The 17456-nt window shown below is 70.4% G+C and carries 16 protein-coding genes; 10 read left to right on the top strand and 6 right to left on the bottom strand.

Going from position 1 to position 17456, the window contains the following annotated elements; all coding sequences use genetic code 11:
- Positions 1-3 precede the first annotated feature (3 nt).
- The 5 genes from BM041_RS01280 to BM041_RS01300 are packed head-to-tail and all read left to right on the top strand — an operon-like array spanning position 4 to position 5273.
- Positions 4-1317 (top strand): ATP-binding protein, encoded by a 1314-nt coding sequence (locus BM041_RS01280; protein ID WP_092954301.1) that lies wholly within the window; start codon positions 4-6, stop codon positions 1315-1317.
- Complete coding sequence (locus tag BM041_RS01285) at positions 1314-2360, top strand: HlyD family efflux transporter periplasmic adaptor subunit (RefSeq protein WP_139225926.1); 1047 nt, start codon at positions 1314-1316, stop codon at positions 2358-2360. The genes BM041_RS01280 and BM041_RS01285 overlap by 4 nt, the downstream gene beginning before the upstream one ends.
- Positions 2357-3514, top strand: a complete 1158-nt coding sequence (devC, locus tag BM041_RS01290) for an ABC transporter permease DevC (protein WP_092954307.1) — start codon at positions 2357-2359, stop codon at positions 3512-3514. The genes BM041_RS01285 and devC overlap by 4 nt, the downstream gene beginning before the upstream one ends.
- Positions 3514-4593 (top strand): ABC transporter ATP-binding protein, encoded by a 1080-nt coding sequence (locus BM041_RS01295; protein WP_092954368.1) that lies wholly within the window; start codon positions 3514-3516, stop codon positions 4591-4593. Before devC ends, BM041_RS01295 begins: the two co-directional genes overlap by 1 nt.
- A 38-nt stretch (positions 4594-4631) precedes the next feature.
- Positions 4632-5273: a DUF3313 family protein gene (locus BM041_RS01300; RefSeq protein WP_175533655.1), complete on the top strand. Its 642-nt coding sequence runs from the start codon at positions 4632-4634 to the stop codon at positions 5271-5273.
- Positions 5274-5428: 155 nt separating this feature from the next.
- Here the strand turns inward: BM041_RS01300 and BM041_RS01305 are convergent, their stop codons facing one another.
- Together BM041_RS01305 and BM041_RS01310 are read right to left on the bottom strand one after the other, a co-directional pair.
- Positions 5429-5797, bottom strand: coding sequence for a hypothetical protein (locus BM041_RS01305; RefSeq protein WP_092954374.1), 369 nt, complete (start codon positions 5795-5797; stop codon positions 5429-5431).
- Positions 5798-6020: 223 nt separating this feature from the next.
- On the bottom strand, positions 6021-6842 hold the full coding sequence (locus BM041_RS01310; RefSeq protein ID WP_092954377.1) for a hypothetical protein: 822 nt from the start codon (positions 6840-6842) through the stop codon (positions 6021-6023).
- A gap of 607 nt (positions 6843-7449) precedes the next feature.
- Between BM041_RS01310 and BM041_RS30365 the strand changes: the two genes are divergently transcribed.
- Positions 7450-7707: a hypothetical protein gene (locus BM041_RS30365; protein WP_092954380.1), complete on the top strand. Its 258-nt coding sequence runs from the start codon at positions 7450-7452 to the stop codon at positions 7705-7707.
- Between the two features lie 299 nt (positions 7708-8006).
- Here BM041_RS30365 and BM041_RS01320 read toward each other — a convergent pair whose 3' ends face one another.
- Positions 8007-8210 carry a hypothetical protein gene (locus tag BM041_RS01320; protein ID WP_092954383.1) on the bottom strand — a complete coding sequence of 68 codons (204 nt, stop codon included), beginning with the start codon at positions 8208-8210 and terminating at the stop codon, positions 8007-8009.
- Positions 8211-8384: 174 nt separating this feature from the next.
- A complete protein-coding gene (locus tag BM041_RS01325; RefSeq protein WP_092954386.1) occupies positions 8385-9284 on the bottom strand; it encodes a LysR family transcriptional regulator in 900 nt (299 codons plus the stop codon).
- A gap of 75 nt (positions 9285-9359) precedes the next feature.
- Here BM041_RS01325 and BM041_RS01330 point away from each other — a divergent pair, with 75 nt between their 5' ends.
- Both BM041_RS01330 and BM041_RS01335 read left to right on the top strand, forming a co-directional pair.
- Positions 9360-10538: an aminotransferase-like domain-containing protein gene (locus BM041_RS01330; RefSeq protein WP_245761951.1), complete on the top strand. Its 1179-nt coding sequence runs from the start codon at positions 9360-9362 to the stop codon at positions 10536-10538.
- A gap of 4 nt (positions 10539-10542) precedes the next feature.
- Positions 10543-11439, top strand: coding sequence for an AEC family transporter (locus BM041_RS01335; protein WP_092954392.1), 897 nt, complete (start codon positions 10543-10545; stop codon positions 11437-11439).
- Positions 11440-12070: 631 nt separating this feature from the next.
- Here the strand turns inward: BM041_RS01335 and BM041_RS01340 are convergent.
- The gene (locus BM041_RS01340) at positions 12071-12769 is read right to left on the bottom strand and encodes a response regulator (protein ID WP_092954395.1); all 699 of its coding nucleotides are present in this window, start codon (positions 12767-12769) and stop codon (positions 12071-12073) included.
- Positions 12770-12780: 11 nt separating this feature from the next.
- Entirely contained in the window at positions 12781-15441 is a 2661-nt protein-coding gene (locus tag BM041_RS01345; RefSeq protein WP_175533657.1) for a sensor histidine kinase, read from the bottom strand.
- A gap of 204 nt (positions 15442-15645) precedes the next feature.
- On the opposite strand from BM041_RS01345, the gene kdpF reads away from it, so the two are divergent.
- Positions 15646-15753: a K(+)-transporting ATPase subunit F gene (gene kdpF / locus BM041_RS01350; protein ID WP_217648577.1), complete on the top strand. Its 108-nt coding sequence runs from the start codon at positions 15646-15648 to the stop codon at positions 15751-15753.
- Between the two features lie 4 nt (positions 15754-15757).
- A complete protein-coding gene (gene kdpA, locus BM041_RS01355; protein WP_092954404.1) occupies positions 15758-17455 on the top strand; it encodes a potassium-transporting ATPase subunit KdpA in 1698 nt (565 codons plus the stop codon).
- Position 17456 lies beyond the last annotated feature (1 nt).

Genomic DNA, 17456 nt, shown 5'->3' on the forward strand with positions numbered 1-17456 from the left:
GACATGCTGCGATTCCTGATGGCGACCACCGCGCGGCAGGTCGGATGCATCGTCGCCCTGGCGACGATCGGGTCGAACATCCTGGCCCTCTTCGCCTGGCTGCTGCTGTCGCCGGGCAGTGCCGTGCCGGGTTCCGTCCGCGCCTTCGCGGCGGATGTGGCGACCACGGCCGAGTTCCTGCGCCATACGCCACCGGATGCGCGGCCCGACCTGTTGCGACGCGCCGCCGGGCAGGCGTTCGACTTGCAGGACCCGAATGCGCCGCCTGCCGATGGCTGGATCGACACGGTCCTGACCCGCGCGCTGAACGAACGCCTGGCGGAGCGCGCCATCGCTGCGCATGCCACGGTGATGGCAGCCCCGCAGGCATGGTCCAGCCGTGGCGTCGTGGTGACGATCGACTTCAGTGATGGGGAGGTGACCCGCTTCGCGATCGGCGAGCCGCGGATGCGCAACGTGATCCCGAGCTTCCTGCTGCCGCCGACGCTGGGGGTTCTCCTGATCGGCGTGCCGCTGCTGCTCGTGATGCTCTGGGTCGCCTACTGGATGACGCGGCCACTCGACCGGCTAGCGCGCGCCGCATCGGCGATCGAGGCGGCCGGCCTCCAGGTGCGGGTGCCGGAAGGCGGGGCGCTGGAGGTTCGTCGGCTCGGGCGGGCCATGAACGGTCTCCTCGAACGGCTGCGGGAGGATGTGGCCGAGCGGGCGAAGATCATGGCCGGCGTGAGCCACGACCTGCGCACCCCGCTGACACGCCTCCGGCTCCGGGTGGAGACGGTGCAGGACGTGCGGCTGCGGCAGGCGCTCGGCGCCGACCTGGTGCTGATGGAGGGGATCGTCAGTTCGTCCATGGCGCTGCTGGAAGCGGATCTGCGACAGGAACCGCTGGAGGCGCTGGACATCGCGGCCCTGGCCAGCACCGTCTGCGATCAGTTTGCTGATGCGGGTTTCGACGTGGCCTATGACGGCCCGCTGCATCTGGTTGTCCGGGCACAGCCCGTGGCGCTCGAACGGGCGCTCAACAACCTCGTCGAGAATGCCTGCAAGCATGCGCGCGGTGGCCGCCTCCTCCTGCGTGAGGAGGAGGGCGCCGTCCGCATCCTGGTGGAGGACCGTGGCCCCGGCATCGCAGAAGCTGACCTGCCGCACATCACGGAAGCCTTCCGGCGGCCGCAGAAGAACGGCAACGGGTTCGGTCTTGGCCTCGCCATCGTGGCGAGCGTCGCCCGTGCGCATGGCGGCCAGTTGCGGCTGACCAACCGCAGCGACGGCGGGCTGGCAGCTGAACTTCGCCTGCCGGCGATGGAGGTCGCTTGAACCGCCTCCGCATGGCCGTGCTGGCCGCGACCGGTGTCGTGCTCGGCCTGGGCTTGATCCAGGGGCCTTCGGCATCGGTGGGCGGCCCGGCCCCCACGCCAACGGCCCCTGCCGTGCCCTCCCGCGTGGCGCTTGGCCGGATCGAGCCGGCGAGCGACGTGATCATGCTCGCGGCGCCGCAGGGCAGCCGGACAGGGCGCATCGCCGAGTTGCTGGTGCGGGAGGGCGATGTCGCCGAGGCGGGTCAGGCGGTTGCGTTGATGGACAACGTGCAGGTGCTGGTAGCCCAGGTCCGACAGGCGGAAGTGACGCTGACGCAGCGGGAAGCGAGGCTCGCGCAGCGCCTGGTGGAACTGGAGGCGGAGGAGGCCTCCCTGGCATCCGCGCTGGAACAGGAACGGGCGAATCGCGATCGTGCCAAGTGGGAGCATGAGCGCATGAACCGGCTCCGTCAGGGTGGCGTCTATCGGGACACCGCGTTGATCGACAAGCGCCTGGCCCTCGACTCGGCGGAGCAGAAGGTAGTTGCTGCCGAACTCGCCCTAGCGCGTGCGCGCGTGCGCGACGCGGAAGGACGACGGCTAGAGGAGGCCGTGCTGAGGAGCGAGGTCGAGATGGCGCGGGCCAGCGCCTCGCAGATGCAGGCCGAGCACGAGATGGCGAAGCTCCGCGCGCCCAGCCACGGCACCGTGCTGCGGATCAACACCAGGCCCGGAGAGGTGCCGGGGAGTGACGGCATCATGCTGCTGGGCGACCTGCGCCGGATGCGCGTGCGCGCTGAGGTATTCGAGACGGACCTGCCCGGCATCCGGCCGGGGCAGCCGGTGCAGGTCGCGAGCCGCGCCCTGCCCCAGCCCCTGGCCGGATCGGTCGAAGCGATCGGGTTGCGGGTCGCGCGGCAGACCATCGTGCGGGAGGACCCCGCCGCCACACTCGATGCCCGCGTGGTGGAAGTGATGGTGGCGCTGGATGCGCGCAGTTCAGCGCTGGCCGCGGGGCTGACGGGGCTGCAGGTGCGAGCCTTTTTCGGGGCGGTGCCGTGATCCGCGGCCGCACGGCGCTCGGCTGGGCGCAGCTGGTGCATCAGCCAGGCCGCTTCGTGATGGCGCTGGCCGGTGTGATGGCCGCGGTGATGATGGTGTTCATGCAACTCGGCTTCATGAACATGGTGTTCGACACCACGGTGATGGTGCATCGGCTGCTGAAGGCCGACCTCGTGCTGGTCAGCCCCGTCGTGCGCGATGTCGCCGCCTCGGGCACTATCCCGCGACGCCGCCTCATGCAGGCGCTGGGTGTCGAAGGCGTGGCGGATGGCGAGGCGCTCTACGTCACGACCCGCGACTGGACGAAACCGGATGGCGAACGCGGGACGCTGATGCTGATGGGCGTCCGACCCGATTTCGATGCCTTCCGTGACCCCGACATCACGCGCCAGCAACGCGGCCTGGCGCAGCCCGGGACCATCCTGCTGGATTCGGGGGCGCGCGGTGACTACCGCGGCGTGCTGGACGGCCTCCGCCAGGGTCAGGAGTGGACGACGGAGATGGGCGGCCGACGCGTGACCGTGATCGGGGACTTCCGACTCGGCGCGTCCTTCGGGAATGAGGGTCTGCTCATCATCTCCGACGATACCTTCCAGGCACTGTCGGTGAACCGTGATCCGGGCGCACCGAGCATCGGGCTGCTGCGGCTGGTGCCGGGCGCTGACCCTGCTGTGGTGAAGGCGCGGCTGTCAGCGGTGCTGGACCCCGCCGACAGCCGAGTGATGACGCTGGAGGACTTCGTCCAGCACACCCGCGGCTTCATGATCCGCAACTCCCCCATCGCCATCATCTTCGGCTTCGGCACCGCGGTTGGGCTGCTGGTCGGCGCGATGGTGGTGGCGCAGATCCTGACCGCAGATGTGCAGGAACACATGGCGGAATACGCCACCTTCAAGGCGATGGGCTTCAGCAACGGGCGGATCCTGTCCATCGTCTACGAGCAATCCGCGATCCTCGCGATGTTCGGCTTTCCGCCTGGGCTGGGCCTGGCCCTGATCCTCTACGCAGCGATCCGCTGGGCCGTCTCGATGCCGATCAGCATGCCGATCGACCGCGTAGCGATCGTCTTCGTCGCCACCGTGGCGATGTGCGCGGTGGCGGGCACCCTGGCGACCAGGCGTGCCCGCAAGGCCGACCCAGCGGAGGTGTTCTGATGCCGTCCGTCGTCGCGCGCGGCTTGTCCTACACCTACCCCGATGGCGGCGCGCTCCGCGCCGCACTCTCCGACATCGACCTGGTTGTCGAGACCGGTGAGATTCTGTTCCTGACTGGGCCCTCCGGCTGCGGGAAGACGACGCTGCTGACCCTGGTCGGCGCGCTGCGGTCCGTGCAGAGCGGCACGCTCGATGTGCTGGGCCACCCCCTGCACAAGGCGGACGAGGCCGCGCGGGTCGCGTCCCGCCGGCGCACAGGCTTCGTCTTTCAGCACCACAACCTGCATCGCAGCCTCACGGCGCTGGGCAATGTCATGATCGGGCTGGAGGCGCGCGGCCAGTCGCGGCGTTCCGATGCCGAAGCGCTGTGCCTCGACGCCCTGGCCGAGGTGGGCCTGAGCGGGCTGGAGCATCGGCGGCAGGACCAGCTTTCGGGCGGACAGCGCCAGCGCGTCGCGGTGGCCCGCGCCATGGTCGGCGGCCCTGCCTTGCTGCTGGCGGATGAGCCGACCGGTGCTTTGGACGGCAAGACCGGCGGCGAGGTGATGGAGGCCATCCATCGCCTCGCGCGGCGCCGGGGCACGACGGTCATCGTCGTGACGCATGATCCACGCCTCGACGCCTTCGCTGACCGGATCGTGGCAATGGAGGATGGGCGGATGCGAGGCGCAGCGCCCGCGGCGCCGGCTGCGGCGGGGCATGCGATGGGCCAGCCGTCGGTCACGCGGGCGAACGCCCTGGCGCTGTGCGCCAACTTGCTGTCGCTCTCGCTGGCGCCGCCGGCAAGGGCGGAGGATGACCTGCCTCTCGTGGCTGCGGTCGCGGTGCTGGCTGACGGCAGGCCCTGGGTCGCGCGGCGTGCCGGCGGCGCCGAGATCAGGTTGACGCTGCGCCCTGACGGCACCGGGCGGATCGAGAGGCCGGTGTCGCGCGAGGTCAGCTGGGCTGCCCAGGGCGAGGACATCTGCATCGCCTTCGGCTTCCCGATGGGCCGCCGCTGCATCCGCCTCCGCCGTAACGGCGCCGGCCTCGCTGCCCACGAGGATGGGCAGCTGGCCTTCACGCTGAACCGCCCCTGAAAGCCATGCCGATGACACAACAGAGACAGGCCGCACTCATGCTGCCGCGACGAGGCCTCCTCGCCCTGTTGCCGCTGGGCGGTTGTGCCGGCCAGGGCGTGACGCGAACTGGCTTCCTGGGGGATTACGAGGCGCTGGCGCCCACGGCGGCGAACACCCGGGACCTCATCTTCGTCGATCCCGCCTACAGGCCCGGCGAATACACGCATTTCGTGCTCGACCCTATCGTTTGGCGCCCCATCGAGGGTGCACCAGCACGGGGCGATTCGGAGATCGCCGAACTGCGGGACGCGCTGCGGCGTAGCCTGGCGACAGCGCTGGGGCGGTCGCGGATGGCGGCCGATGAGGCGGCACCGGCGCCAGGCGTGCTGCGCATCCGGGCGGCCATCACCAACACCCGCCGTGCGAATTGGTGGATCAATGTGCCGGTCCAGGCAGCGGGCATCGGGCTCGCGGTCATGGGTATGCCCGGGGGGATACCGCCGCCCAACCCCGGAGGCGCCAGCGTGGAGATAGAGGCGGTGGATGCCGCGAGCGGAAGCAGACTTGTCGCCGTTGTCACCTATGCGAACGGCGTCCCATGGGCACCGACCGGCTACGTCACCCGCTTCGGGCATGCGCGCCGTGCCTTCGACCTGGCAGCCGACCTTCTACAGGCACAGTTGTCGAGGCAGGTATAGCGGCGCCGGTCGCAAAAGCCTCACCTGTCGAGCACTGCGTGATCCGCTGTAGGTATCTGCAGGCCAGATAGGCGGCGAGTGGCCTGGTGGCCCTGTTGACCGCACGCAGCCAGATGGTCGGGTCACGCTGCGGCCAGCGAGACAGCGTTGCCAACCTAGATCGTGGCGATCTCACCCCGGATGCGTTGACGCCAGGCGTTGAGGTGGCGGTTCGCGTCGAGATCATCGGCGGTCATCGCATCAGCGTGGCCAGCCCGCTGGCGGGCGGCCTGGTCGATGTTCTGGGAACAGGCGACGCGCTTGCCATGGATCGTGCCCTGCGGGCTCTGGCGCACGGCGGGGCTCTCCAGCGCGGCCAGGGTGACGAAGATCTGGGCGCCTTTTGGGCGGGCGTGGTGAATGGGTGTGGGGAACCTGACGGCGCTGTCCAGCTTCCAGCGGAACCGCCAGCCGGGGTGCGCGGCCACGAGTTCGGCCGAGGCCATGTGCCGGTGCCGCAGCCCGTCCAGCTCGTCCGCGGTCATTGGGCCAATGATGCCGGCGATAACCCTGACGGGTTTCGGGACGATGACCGCCCGCACCTTCATAACCCACAAGGCTGGCGGTGGTGGCTTCGGTGAGGGCGGGTGTGATGACGCAGGGACGAGGGCCTGGTCAGCGCTGAGTGGGCGCCCAAGGCCTGGGCGAGGAAAGGGGGTGGCGATGGTGTCGCCGACCCCTGGATCGTGTTCTGTGAGGCCGCTGGAGTTACCGTCGGGGCTTGCGCTTCGCTGGCTGGGGCGGCTGCACCGCATCGTTCAGCGGTGAATAACCCAGCCAGATGGCCGCCTGCAGATCTGGCAGGGATGTCAGCTCGATCCACCCCGCCGCGGCGCGGGCCTGCGGGCCGACGTTCTGGGATGCACCGGTCATCTTTCCCTTGAAGCCGGCCGGCATAGGCTCGGGGTCGCCGAGGGGGTTCCGGAGGACTCTCGCCGCAGCCCCCGCCAGGTCGATATACTCCCGGACATTGACCATCTGGCCATCCGGCAGCCGCGCCCTCTCGCTCGGGCAGAGGTTCTTGATGGCGTAGATCACTTGGCGCTTGATCTCCCACCTGGTGCGATAGCCGGCCACCTGGGACTTCTTGTGCCATCTGAAGTCGACCCCGCAGGCGTTCGGCTTGAGGACGCGGTCGAGCTCATCGAGGATCACCTGCCGGGCGACCGCATCGAGCCCCTGGGGCAGGTGCATGTGGAGATGGAGATGCTCGCCCATGCGTGACCCGCACTCGTGCCACCAGACGAAGTGAAGAGGGAGATCTCGATCGCCGAAGACGCGCCTCACCCGATCCAGAACCTTCTCTTGAAGGGTGGCTGTGCTGCGGGGCAGCAAGTCAGGGGTGCTGCCGCACTTGTTCCAGGTAATGGTCACCAAGCAGCCGAACCGGGTTCCCTCCCACTCGGTGAACAGGCAGGCGTTCGCCAATCTTAATGCGTCGTCCAGACGCATGTATCGGGGCGCAGAGGGGGGCATGAAGTCTCGGGGGAGGTTGACGATCCACTGCCGGGCGTTCTGGCGGGATGACATGACGGGTGTCCTTTTTGTTGGGTGACTGGTGGTATGGTCGGCCTATACTCAGAAGGCGGTCGCAGTCCTCCAGGCCGTTCTCATCGATCGATAAAAAATTATTTATTATCAATTACTTAAGGGGTATGGGGTCCGGCGTCTCGGATGGCCCGCCCCCATCACCGGCCCGAAAACTGGCACGGCGGACCGCGCGGCTGGACGAGCATGGCTGACCGGGTGACCGTAGGAGGCAGACGGATTTCAGCAACGCGACGAAGGCGGCGGGTCAACGTTTTGGTCGCTGTGGCGAACAAGACACGAACATGTTGTTGCGTGCTGTCCTGCAGCCCGGGTGGCTAGCAGCGCCAACCGGCTGACCCGCCCGGCGCCTTCGGCCGACCGAGTGCGACGCCTTGGCGGTTCGGTGGGCGGGAACGGGAGGTCATGTCAGGGGGAGTGCCGCCTTGCCCGGCTTGCACGTGACCGTGCCAGGGGAACCGCTGCATCGCGTTCAAGCGGACTCAGGCCGACACTGCGGCCGCCACGGCGGGCCTTGTCACCGACACCGGCGGGCCGATCGAGGCCAGCCTCCCCCTTCACCGGAACCGGCGCACCCTGTGGCTCTCGCATGCCCGAGGCGTTCGCCGCGGTCCGGGACAGCGGGACCATGGTGGTGCTGGAGGCCGCCCGGGGGGTCGCGCAGGGCGCGGTGTTGTCGCTGATGCGCCTGGCCACCTTTCGACGCCGACGATCCTGGGCGGATCAGCACGGGCTGCGTGACCTCGCGCTCTTCAGCTCCTGTGTCGGCCGTCGCCAATACCAACGCCAGCCTGGTGCGGTCCTCCATCGTCTGCCGACGCAGCCCCGCCGATGCGCGTGGTGGTGACGCTCAGGTCCGCACCTTGGCGCCGTCCATTGTGAAACACGATGCCGCAGCTCGGCAGGCGCACGGATACCGAGGCCATTGGTGAGGTCTCACGCTCCGTAGCCGGCGCTGAAGCGCGACGACCACAAACGGCATCATCAACGTCCATTGTCGCGCATCGTGTTGCAGTGTTGCTGAGAGGTATTTGATATACAAATATAATGTCGAGCCCTGCCGTGGCAACGCCGTGCGACGTCCGGTCTGCTGCTGCCGTTCTCGGGTGGCAGCATCAATGGCAACCAGCACCCCCGGGCCGATCGTCACCCGCCCGACATCCGATCGACCTTCAGCGCCCCGGTGGCGAGCGCGATCGCGCAGTCGTAGTGCCAGTTGGTTCGCCTCGTCGTCGGGAACCGCCGTAGGTCGCAGCCGAAGATGGCCGGCTCGGTGAGCGAGTTGAAGAATACGATGCGCCGCCCGTCCTGGCCGGCGGTCAGGGCGTCGAACAGGGGCCGGTAGTCCATGCCGCCCAGGAAGACCGTATCGTCCGGCGGCGGGCTGGTGAGCGTGGCTAAGTCGGTAAGCCATCAGCGCTGTCGCTGGAATGATGCCGGACCATCCGTGGCGGCTGCGAAGCCGATGTTCTCCGTGCCTGCCTTGTGCCGCCCCGGGATCTGGGATTCGCTTGGCGGTTCCTGTCAGGGATCGGCCTTCCGCGATCGGTCCAGGGCCACGTCCCAGAAGATCGCCGCGGCGTGCGACGCAAAGGATCCCTCCCGGCGCGCCAGGCAGATCACCCGCGGCTGCTCAGGTGCCAGCCTGACGAGGACGATGCCCGCATGGGTCTCGGGCACCGCCATCTCGGCGATCACGGACACGCCCATGCCGGCGCGGACCATGGCCAGGATCGAGGTGATCTGCTGGATGCTGTGTCGCACATCAGGTGCATGTCCGCTGCGCGCGAACCAAGCGCGGACCAGCGGCTCGCTGCCGCCCCTGGTCAGGATGAAGTCGCGCCGAGACAGTGTCGCGGCATCGACACCGGGATGCGAGGCGAGGGCATCGTCGCTGCGGACCAGCGCGACTAGGCGATCATGGGCGAGCGGGATCATCTCCAGGTCCGGCATCTCGCTTTCGACCGCGATGGCGAAGTCCGCCGCGCCATCGCGCAGGGCCTGCAGCGCGGCCTCGTCGGCGCTTTCGGAGATCTCCACCCGCAACGCCGGCCCGCGCTGCCGCGCCGCCGCCACCAGACCGGGCAGGATATGGGTGGAAGCGGAGGCCCCGAAGGAGGCGATGCGCACGAGCCCCTGGCCGTGCCGGCGGCTCTCCTGCAGCACGCGGTGGACCGTCCGCGCCATGTCCTCCTGCCGCTCGGCATAGTCGGCCAGGATGTGCCCCTCGGCCGTCAGGCACAGCGGGCGCCGGTCGCGCCGAACCAGCAACAGGCCGCTCTGCGCCTCGGCCCGGGCGATCGCCTTGCTGGCGGCAGGCTGGCTGATGCCGCAAGCCCGCGCAGCCTCGGTCAGGTTGCCCGCCTGCCGGAGCCGCTGCAGCAGCCGGAGCGTCGTAGGGGAGAACTCGCCTTCGTTGGGCATTATGACGCCAGGTTATTTCGATATGCCCGGACATTCCAATACGGCATGCAGCGACGCAACGGAGCTGGATTGACCGTGCTTACCCCGACCTCATTCCCTGACCTGTCACCCCTCGTGCAGGCGATCCCGAAGAACCCCCTCCGGGCGCTCTACCCCTATGCGGCACGCCCCGGGATGCTCAACCTCGCCAGCGGTCATCCCTCGCCGGATGCCTATGACAGGGATGGTCTGGCCGAGGCGGCCCGTCGCGCCACCGGCGATGCCAGTGCCTGGAGCTACGGCCCGACCGCCGGCGATCCGCAACTCATCGCCGCGCTGGAGGCGCTGAGCCCGCCACGCCCGGACGGCCACCGGCTGATCGTGACCTCCGGCGCGCAGCAGGCCGTGGACCTGGCGTTGCGCTGCCTCGCCAGGCCGGGCAGCGCGGTTGCCGTGCCGGAGCCGGTCTACCCGGCGATCCTGTCGATCTGCGCCGCGGCGGGCCTGCGCGCCGTGGGCTACGCGGTGGCCGGCGATCCGGAGCTTGCTGGGCTGGAGCGAGTGCTCGGCCGCGGCGACATCGCCGCGCTCTACGCCCAGCCGACCTTCTCCAACCCGGGCGGAGAGACCTGGACCCTCCCGCTGCGCCGGCGCCTCCTCGAACTCTGCGGGAGGCACGGTGTGGCGGTGGTGGAGGACGATCCCTACCGCGCGCTGGCTTTCACCGGCGCGCCGCCTGAGACGCTCATGACCCTGTCCGCGGCGGTCCCGGGTGCGATGGTGATCTGGGCTGGCAGCCTGTCGAAGATCCTCGCCCCGGGGCTGCGCCTGGGCTGGGCGGCCGTTCCGGATCGGCTGGCCGGGCCGATGACGGAGTTGCGCCAAGCCGGGGATCTGCAGCCCAATGCGCTGGCCCAGCGGGTGGCGGTGCATTACCTGGACCTCGGCAAGCTCGACGCGCACCTCGCCCGCGTCATCGGCCTCTACCAGGCGCGCAGCCAGCGCCTCGCCGCCGTGCTCGGCAGCGCCGGGTTCGCCTTCGAGCCCGCCGCCGGCGGGATGTTCCTGTTCCCGGCCCTGCCGCCGGGTGCCGCCCGTGCCGGGCTGTTCGAACGAGCCGTGGCGAGCGGCGTGCTCTACGCGCCAGGCCCGGCCTTCGCGCTGGATCAGGCGGATGGCCGCTTCAGCGATCGGCTTCGCCTCTGCTTTGCCGGGCTCGACGAAAGCGCGATCGCCACCGCCGCCGCGTGGCTGGTCGCGGCGCTGGAGGGCTGAGGCGATGCCCGCTGTCGCCCTCGCGCTGCTGCCGGACCTCATGCTGCTCCTCGCTGGCGGATTGCTGCGCCGGACGCTGCCCGGGGTCGGGTGGCAGGCCATCGATGCGCTGAATTTCCGCCTGCTGTTCCCTGCGCTCATCTTCTTTAGCGCGCTGCGCAGCCCGCCGCTGATGTCGGACCTCATGGTCATGGGGCTGGGTGTCTGGGCGGGCATGCTGTTGGCCTGCGGGCTGGCCTGGCTTGCGCGCAGCCTCGGGCCGGAGCGGTTCCTCGACTTCGCCGGCATGTGGCAGACGGCCTGGCGCTTCAACACCGCGCTCGCCATCGTCGCGGCGCAGGCGCTTCCGCCCGAGTATCGCGGCCTGATGGCGATCGCCATCGGCCTTGCCGTGCCGGTCGCCAACATCCTGGCGGTGCTGGCGCTGTCGCGTGGGACTGGATCGGATCTGGGGACGACGCTGCGCCAGGTGCTGACCAACCCCTTCCTGGTGGCCAGCGTCGCGGGCGTTGCATTGTCCATCCTGGAGATGCACCTGCCCGTCATCGCGATGGATGCCGTGACCAAGCTGGGCCAGGCCGCGGTGCCGATGGCACTGCTGTCGATCGGTGCCTCGGTGAACTGGCGCGCGCTGGCCTGCATGGACCGGTTCGAGGCGGCGCTGAACGCCATCAAGCTGCTCCTGCTGCCGGGAGCCACCCTGGCGGGCGCCGCGGTCCTGGGTATCGGGCCGGGCCCGCGCCTGACGCTGACGATCTTCGCCGCGCTGCCGACGGCGTCGGCGGCGCATGTTCTGGCCTCCGTATACGGTGCAGACCGGGAGCGGGTGGCGAAGGTCATCGCCCAATCCACCCTGATCGGCTGCGTGACCCTCCCGCTGTGGCTCCTGGCGCTGCTGTAGGCCGACGCGCATCGGGTGCTACACAGACCGCTACACAGACTGCTACACACGCGGTCCCGGTTGCCGCCGGCATGCCGCTGAAATCATGGGCTTACAGGGCTGAAAATGGTGGTGGAGTTCCCGCTCACCTCCACCACCGCTGTAGATCCCATGACAATCTGGCGTCACGGTATCGATGATCCCTTCTTGAGAGGGCCCACCATGGCGCGGCGTTGTGTGCGGGCGGCCTCAAGGCCCGTCGTCGACGATGCTTCCACAGGCTGCGTGCGCCTTTCAATCTGGCCGTCGCATGGCTGGCGACGGAAATCGACCGCGGGTTGATCCTGCGCGATGCGGGCAGAGTCGACTCCTCCGCCCTCGACACACGCTCACCAGCGCTGAGACACGAGCGAGGCAGCGCTACCCCTTAGCCAAGCACGCCCCGTTCACGCTGGAGAGTTGCCGGGAGAAATCCCGGCGGTGCCGGATCGGGCCCGCCCTTCGCGCCTTGCCACCGCATCACTGGTGACGTCCGGAATCGGCTGGCCTGGATCAGCCTCAACCGGCGGCGTGTCGCCGCGCCCATGCAAGGCGCGAGACCTCACCCGCCACGTCGCGCCTGCCAGGGGCTCCCGGCCCGCCTGCCGTGTCGCTACCCCGTGCCGAAGCGGTATCCCACGCCGGGCTCGGTCCGGATGAGACCCGCGGCCGCGCCCAGCTTCTGCCGCAGATGCCCGACATAGACACGAAGATACTGCGCATCCTCCCCATGCGCCGGCCCCCAGACCGCCGTGAGCAATTGTCGCTGCGTGATGACGCGGCCTTCGCCGCCGCGGACCAGCGCGGCCAGCAGGTCCCATTCGCGCGGCGTCAGCTTCAGCGGCTCCCCGCCATCCACCCGCGCCAGCCGCCGCGTGAAATCCACCTCCAGCGGCCCGGTCCGGACCACGCTGTCCAGGGGCTGGGTCACGGCGGCCTGTGACCGCCTCAGCGCGGCGCGGATGCGGGCCAGCAATTCGCCCAGTGCAAAAGGCTTCTCCACATAGTCGTCGGCCCCGGCATCCAGCGCGGCCACCTTCTCCGCTTCCGCATCCCGGGCAGACAGCACGACCACCGGCGCGGCGGTGAACCCGCGCAGGCGCGGAATCGCGATCTTGCCGTCGCCATCGGGCAGCCCGAGGTCGAGCAGCACCAGCGCCGGCGCCCGCTCCGCCGCCAGGCGCAGCCCCTCGGCCAGGGTCATCGCGCGCTGCGGCGCATAGCCCGCGGCCTCCAGCGCCGGGCCCAGGAAGCGGTGGATCTGTGGCTCGTCATCCACGACGAGGATGCGCGGCGATCCGGCGTCCTTCATCCGCCCCTCATTCATGCAGCGGGGAAGCGCAGCACCACGCGCGTGCCGCCCGCGCCGGGGACAGCCGGGCTCTCCGCGGCGATCCGCCCGCCCATCGCCTGCACCAGGCCTCGGCAGATGGCGAGGCCGAGGCCCGTGCCGGCGGCGATGCGGTCCGTGCGGGTGGCGCGAAAGAAGGGATCGAAGACGCGGGGCAACGCATCGGGGGGAATGCCGGGCCCGTCATCCTCCACGGTGATCACCACCTCCGGCCCCTCCCGCCCCGCCCGGGCGCGCACCTGCCCGCCCGGCGCCGAGAATTTCAGCGCATTGTCGAGCAGATTGGCCAGCACCTGGTCGAGCAGGGCGGGATCGAGGCGCGGGGCCATGGGGCGCGGGCCGGGATCGACCAGGATGGCGCGCCCATGGGCACGGGATGCGCGCTCGGCCGCGGTGTCGATGGCGTCCGCCAGGTCCACGGCCTCCCGCCGCGGCTCGATCTGCCGGTTCTCGATGCGCACGAGGTCGAGGATGTTGGCGATCCAGCGGGACAGCCGCTCCGTCTCCTCCTCCGCCGTCGTCAGCAGGTCGGCGCGCGTGGCCGGCGACAGCGCGGGGCCGGAGGTCCGGAGCGTCGCGATCGCGCCGCGGATGGAGGTGAGCGGCGTCCTCAGATCGTGGCCGAGCGAGGTCAGCAGGGCGGTGCGCAGCGCCTCCGTCTCCGACCGCGCCTCGCTATGGGCGCGCTCCTCCATCAGGTCGGCGCGTTCCAGCGCCACCGCCGCCTGGTCGAGCAGCGCGTTCAGGGCCCGGTCCGCCTCCCCATCGGGTGGCCCGCCCTCCGCCGGTGGCCGCAGGCCGACCAGGCCGGCCAGGCCGCGCGCGGTGCGCATCGGCCGGAACTGCCAGGCGGCGGCGGGCAGCGTATCCGTCCCGCGCCCGGCCGGGCGCCCGTTCGCGGCCGCCCAGCGCGCCGCGGCCATGCTGGCCTCGTCGGGCTCGGCATCGATCGGCACGCCGGCGCGCAGCACCGGCTCCGGCGCGGAGTCACCCGGCAAGGGGGGCAGCAGCCGCAGCACGCAAGCCGGCCCGCCGGCGATGCGGGAGGCTTCCTCCGCGATCGCCTGCATCAGGTCCCCCTTGTCGCCCGCCGTCCCGAGGCGCCGGCTGAACTCGACCAGGCGGCGCAGCCCGACAACGCGCGCCCGGGCCGCGCGGACGGACCCGCCGAGGCTGCCGGCGGTGCCTGCCAGCAGCAGCGCCACCAGCGCGAAGACCACCACGCCCACCACATCCTGTGGCCCGGCGATGGCCAGCGTGTAGCGCGGCGGCAGGAACAGGAAGTTCCAGGCCAGGAAGGACAGCACGGCGGCGACGCCACCCTGAACCGCGCCGAATCCCACGGCCGCCGCCACGATCGGCACGAGGTAGATCATGCCCAGCGCCCCCTCCGGCACCACGCCATCGACGCCAAGGCCGATCAGCGTCGCGCCCGCGACCAGCGCCGCGGTCGCGGCCCAGCCCAGCCAGGGCGGCAGGACGCGGCGCTCCGGCAGCATGCGGCGGGGCGCGGCGGCGGGTTCCGGCACCAGGTGCAGCGTGAAATCCGTGGCCTGGCGCAGCAGCGCCGCCGACAGCGTCCGGCCGGCCAGACGCCGCCACCATACCGGCCGGCCACGGCCGATGACGAGGTGCGTTGCGTTTCGCGCCCGGGCCTCCCGCAGGATGGCGGAGGGCAGGTCCGCCGCGACCACCGTCTCCGTCACCGCGCCCAGCCGCTCCGCCAGCAGCAGTGCCGGGCCGGGATCGGCGCCCGGCGCGGCGCTGGGCTGTTCGACATGCAGCGCGATGAGGGGTGCCTTCAGCGCATCCGCCACGCGGCGCGCCTCCCGCACCACCATCTCGGCGGAGGGGTCCGCGCCGACCAGCGCCATCACGCGGTCACCGGCCGGCCAGGGGCCCGCGATGGCGTTGGCGCGCATGTAGCCGGTGACGTCGGCATCCACCCGTTCCGCGGTGCGGCGCAGCGCCATCTCCCGCAGCGCCGCCAAATTGCCTTCCCGGAAGAAGCCGCGCAGCGCGCGGCCTGCCTGGTCCGGGCGGTAGATGCGGCCCTGGCGCATGCGCTCGATCAACTCGGCGGGCGGGATGTCGATCAGCTCGACGGCATCGGCCTCGGCCAGCACATGGTCGGGCACCGTTTCCGCCACGCGCACGCCCGTGATGCGCGCCACCGCCTCCGACAGGCTCTCCAGGTGCTGGACGTTCATCGTGGTCCAGACCTCGATGCCGGCCTCGCGCAGTTCCTCGACATCCTGCCAGCGCTTCGGGTGGCGGCTGCCGGGCGCGTTGCTGTGCGCCAGTTCATCCAGCAGCAGGATCCGCGGGCGCCGGGCCAGCGCGCCATCGAGGTCGAATTCCTCCAGCACCTGGCCGCGATAGGGCAAGCGCGCGCGGGGCAGGAGGGGCAGGTCGCCGATCGCCGCCTGGGTCTCCACCCGGCCATGCGTCTCCACGATCCCGGCCAGGACATCCGTGCCGCCCGCCAGAAGCCGCCGCGCCTCGGCCAGCATCTCCATCGTCTTGCCCACCCCGGGCGCGGCACCGAGGAACACCTTCAGCCGCCCGCGGCCTTCCCGCCGCGCGAGGGCGAGCAGGGCATCGGGATCGGGGCGGGCGGGCTCCTCGGTCATCTTCTCCCGATAACAGCCCGGGCGCGCCGCCGCTGCTGTCTTTACGCGTTCTTTATGCGGCCGCCCCGGATCCCGCATGGAGCCTTTACGCACAGGGCGCCTACGCCTTCCCCGCCTCCTTGGACGGGAACCGCCAATGCTTGACCTTCTGCTGCTGGCGCTGGGCGTCGGCTTCTTCGGCCTGATGGCCGCCTACGCGTTTGGGTGCGAGCAGGTCTGACCACCATGACCGAGCTGATCCTGGGCGGCGTCGTGGCCGCCCTCCTCCTCCTCTACCTGCTGTGGGCGCTGCTGCGCCCCGAGGATCTCTGATCCCATGACCTCTCTCGGCTGGGCGCAGATCGCGCTCGTCCTCGCCGCCATCCTGGCGGCCGCCATCCCGCTGGCGCGCTATATCGCCGCTGTCGCGGCCGGGCGCGTCACCTTCCTCGCGCCCGTGGAGCGCGCCTTCTACGCGGCGGGCGGCATCGACCCGGCGCGCGGCATGGGCTGGCGCGGCTACACGCTGGCGATGCTGGCGGCGAATGCGGCGGGCTTCCTGCTGCTCTACGCCCTCCTGCGGCTGCAGGGCGTGTTGCCCTTCAACCCACAGGGCTTCGATGGCATCCCGCCCTTCCTCGCCTTCAACACCGCGATCAGCTTCGTCACCAACACGAACTGGCAGGCCTATAGCGGCGAAGCGGCGATGAGCTACCTGAGCCAGATGGCCGGGCTCACCGTGCAGAACTTCCTCTCGGCCGCGACGGGCATGGCGCTGGCGCTGGCCTTCTGCCGTGCCTTCGCCGCTGGCGGGCTGCGGGACCTCGGCAATTTCTGGGCCGACCTCGTGCGGGTCACGCTCTACATCCTGCTGCCGCTCGCGCTGGTCGTCGGCGTCGCCTTCGTCGCGATGGGCATGCCGCAGACCTTCGCCCGCTATGCGGAGGCGACGACGCTGGAAGGGGCCGCGCAGACCGTGCCGCTGGGCCCTGTCGCCTTCCAGGTTGCGATCAAGCACCTCGGCACCAATGGCGGCGGCTTCTTCGGCACCAACTCCGCGCATCCCTTCGAGGGACCTTCGGCGCTGGCGACGGCGCTGCAGATCTGGTCGCACCAGGTGATCCCCTTCGCGATGGCGCTGGCCTTCGGGCACATCGTCGGCGACCGCCGCCAGGGCTGGGCGCTGCTGGCGGTAATGCTGGCCTTCGTCCTGGGCGGCACCTGGATCGTCTATGCGGCGGAGGCCGCGGGCAATCCGCTGCACATCGCGCTGGGCGTCGACCCCGCGGCCGGCAACATGGAAGGCAAGGAGGTCCGCTTCGGCCAGGCGCTGGTCGCCTTGTTCACGGCGACGACGACCGGTGCCTCCAACGGTGCGGTGAACGCGATGTTCGACAGCTTCACCCCGCTGGGCGGCCTGGTGCCGCTGTTCCTGATCCAGTTGGGGGAGGTCCTGCCCGGCGGCGTCGGCGCGGGCCTCTATGGCATGATCGTCTTCGTGCTGCTGGCGGTCTTCGTCGCCGGGCTGATGGTCGGGCGCACGCCGGAATACCTGGGCAAGAAGGTGCAGGCGCGGGAGATCAAGCTGGCGATGCTGGCGGTGCTCGTCCTGCCGGCCGTGATCCTCGGCTTCACCGCGGTCTCACTCGTGCTGCCCGTGGCGGTCGCGTCCATCCAGGACCAGGGGCCGCATGGGCTGAGCGAGATGCTCTACGCCTACAGCTCCGCCGCCGGGAACAACGGCTCGGCCTTCGGTGGCCTCACGGCCGATACGCCCTGGATGAACACGACGCTCGGCATCGCCATGGCGCTCGGCCGCTTCGCCTATATCGTCCCGATGATGGCGATCGCGGGCTCGATCGCCGCGAAGCCGAAGCTCGCCGCCTCCACCGGCACCTTCCCGACGCATGGGCCGCTCTTCGCCGGGCTGCTGGCCGGCGTGATCCTCATCCTCGGCGGGCTGCAATTCATGCCCGCCCTCGCCCTTGGTCCGATTGCTGAACACTTCCTGCTGTTCGCCGGCAAGACCTTCTGAA

It is taken from the genome of Falsiroseomonas stagni DSM 19981, from assembly GCF_900114315.1.
GTDB classification, from domain to species: domain Bacteria; phylum Pseudomonadota; class Alphaproteobacteria; order Acetobacterales; family Acetobacteraceae; genus Falsiroseomonas; species Falsiroseomonas stagni.

Coding starts and splice junctions, on each gene's coding strand:
- BM041_RS01280 (WP_092954301.1), top strand. CDS start 4: ATGCTGCGATTCCTGATGGCGACCACCGCGCGGCAGGTCGGATGCATC.
- BM041_RS01295 (WP_092954368.1), top strand. CDS start 3,514: ATGCCGTCCGTCGTCGCGCGCGGCTTGTCCTACACCTACCCCGATGGC.
- BM041_RS01300 (WP_175533655.1), top strand. CDS start 4,632: ATGCTGCCGCGACGAGGCCTCCTCGCCCTGTTGCCGCTGGGCGGTTGT.
- BM041_RS01305 (WP_092954374.1), bottom strand. CDS start 5,797: ATGACCGCGGACGAGCTGGACGGGCTGCGGCACCGGCACATGGCCTCG.
- BM041_RS01310 (WP_092954377.1), bottom strand. CDS start 6,842: ATGTCATCCCGCCAGAACGCCCGGCAGTGGATCGTCAACCTCCCCCGA.
- BM041_RS30365 (WP_092954380.1), top strand. CDS start 7,450: ATGCCCGAGGCGTTCGCCGCGGTCCGGGACAGCGGGACCATGGTGGTG.
- BM041_RS01320 (WP_092954383.1), bottom strand. CDS start 8,210: ATGGACTACCGGCCCCTGTTCGACGCCCTGACCGCCGGCCAGGACGGG.
- BM041_RS01325 (WP_092954386.1), bottom strand. CDS start 9,284: ATGCCCAACGAAGGCGAGTTCTCCCCTACGACGCTCCGGCTGCTGCAG.
- BM041_RS01335 (WP_092954392.1), top strand. CDS start 10,543: ATGCCCGCTGTCGCCCTCGCGCTGCTGCCGGACCTCATGCTGCTCCTC.
- BM041_RS01340 (WP_092954395.1), bottom strand. CDS start 12,769: ATGAAGGACGCCGGATCGCCGCGCATCCTCGTCGTGGATGACGAGCCA.
- BM041_RS01345 (WP_175533657.1), bottom strand. CDS start 15,441: ATGACCGAGGAGCCCGCCCGCCCCGATCCCGATGCCCTGCTCGCCCTC.
- kdpA (WP_092954404.1), top strand. CDS start 15,758: ATGACCTCTCTCGGCTGGGCGCAGATCGCGCTCGTCCTCGCCGCCATC.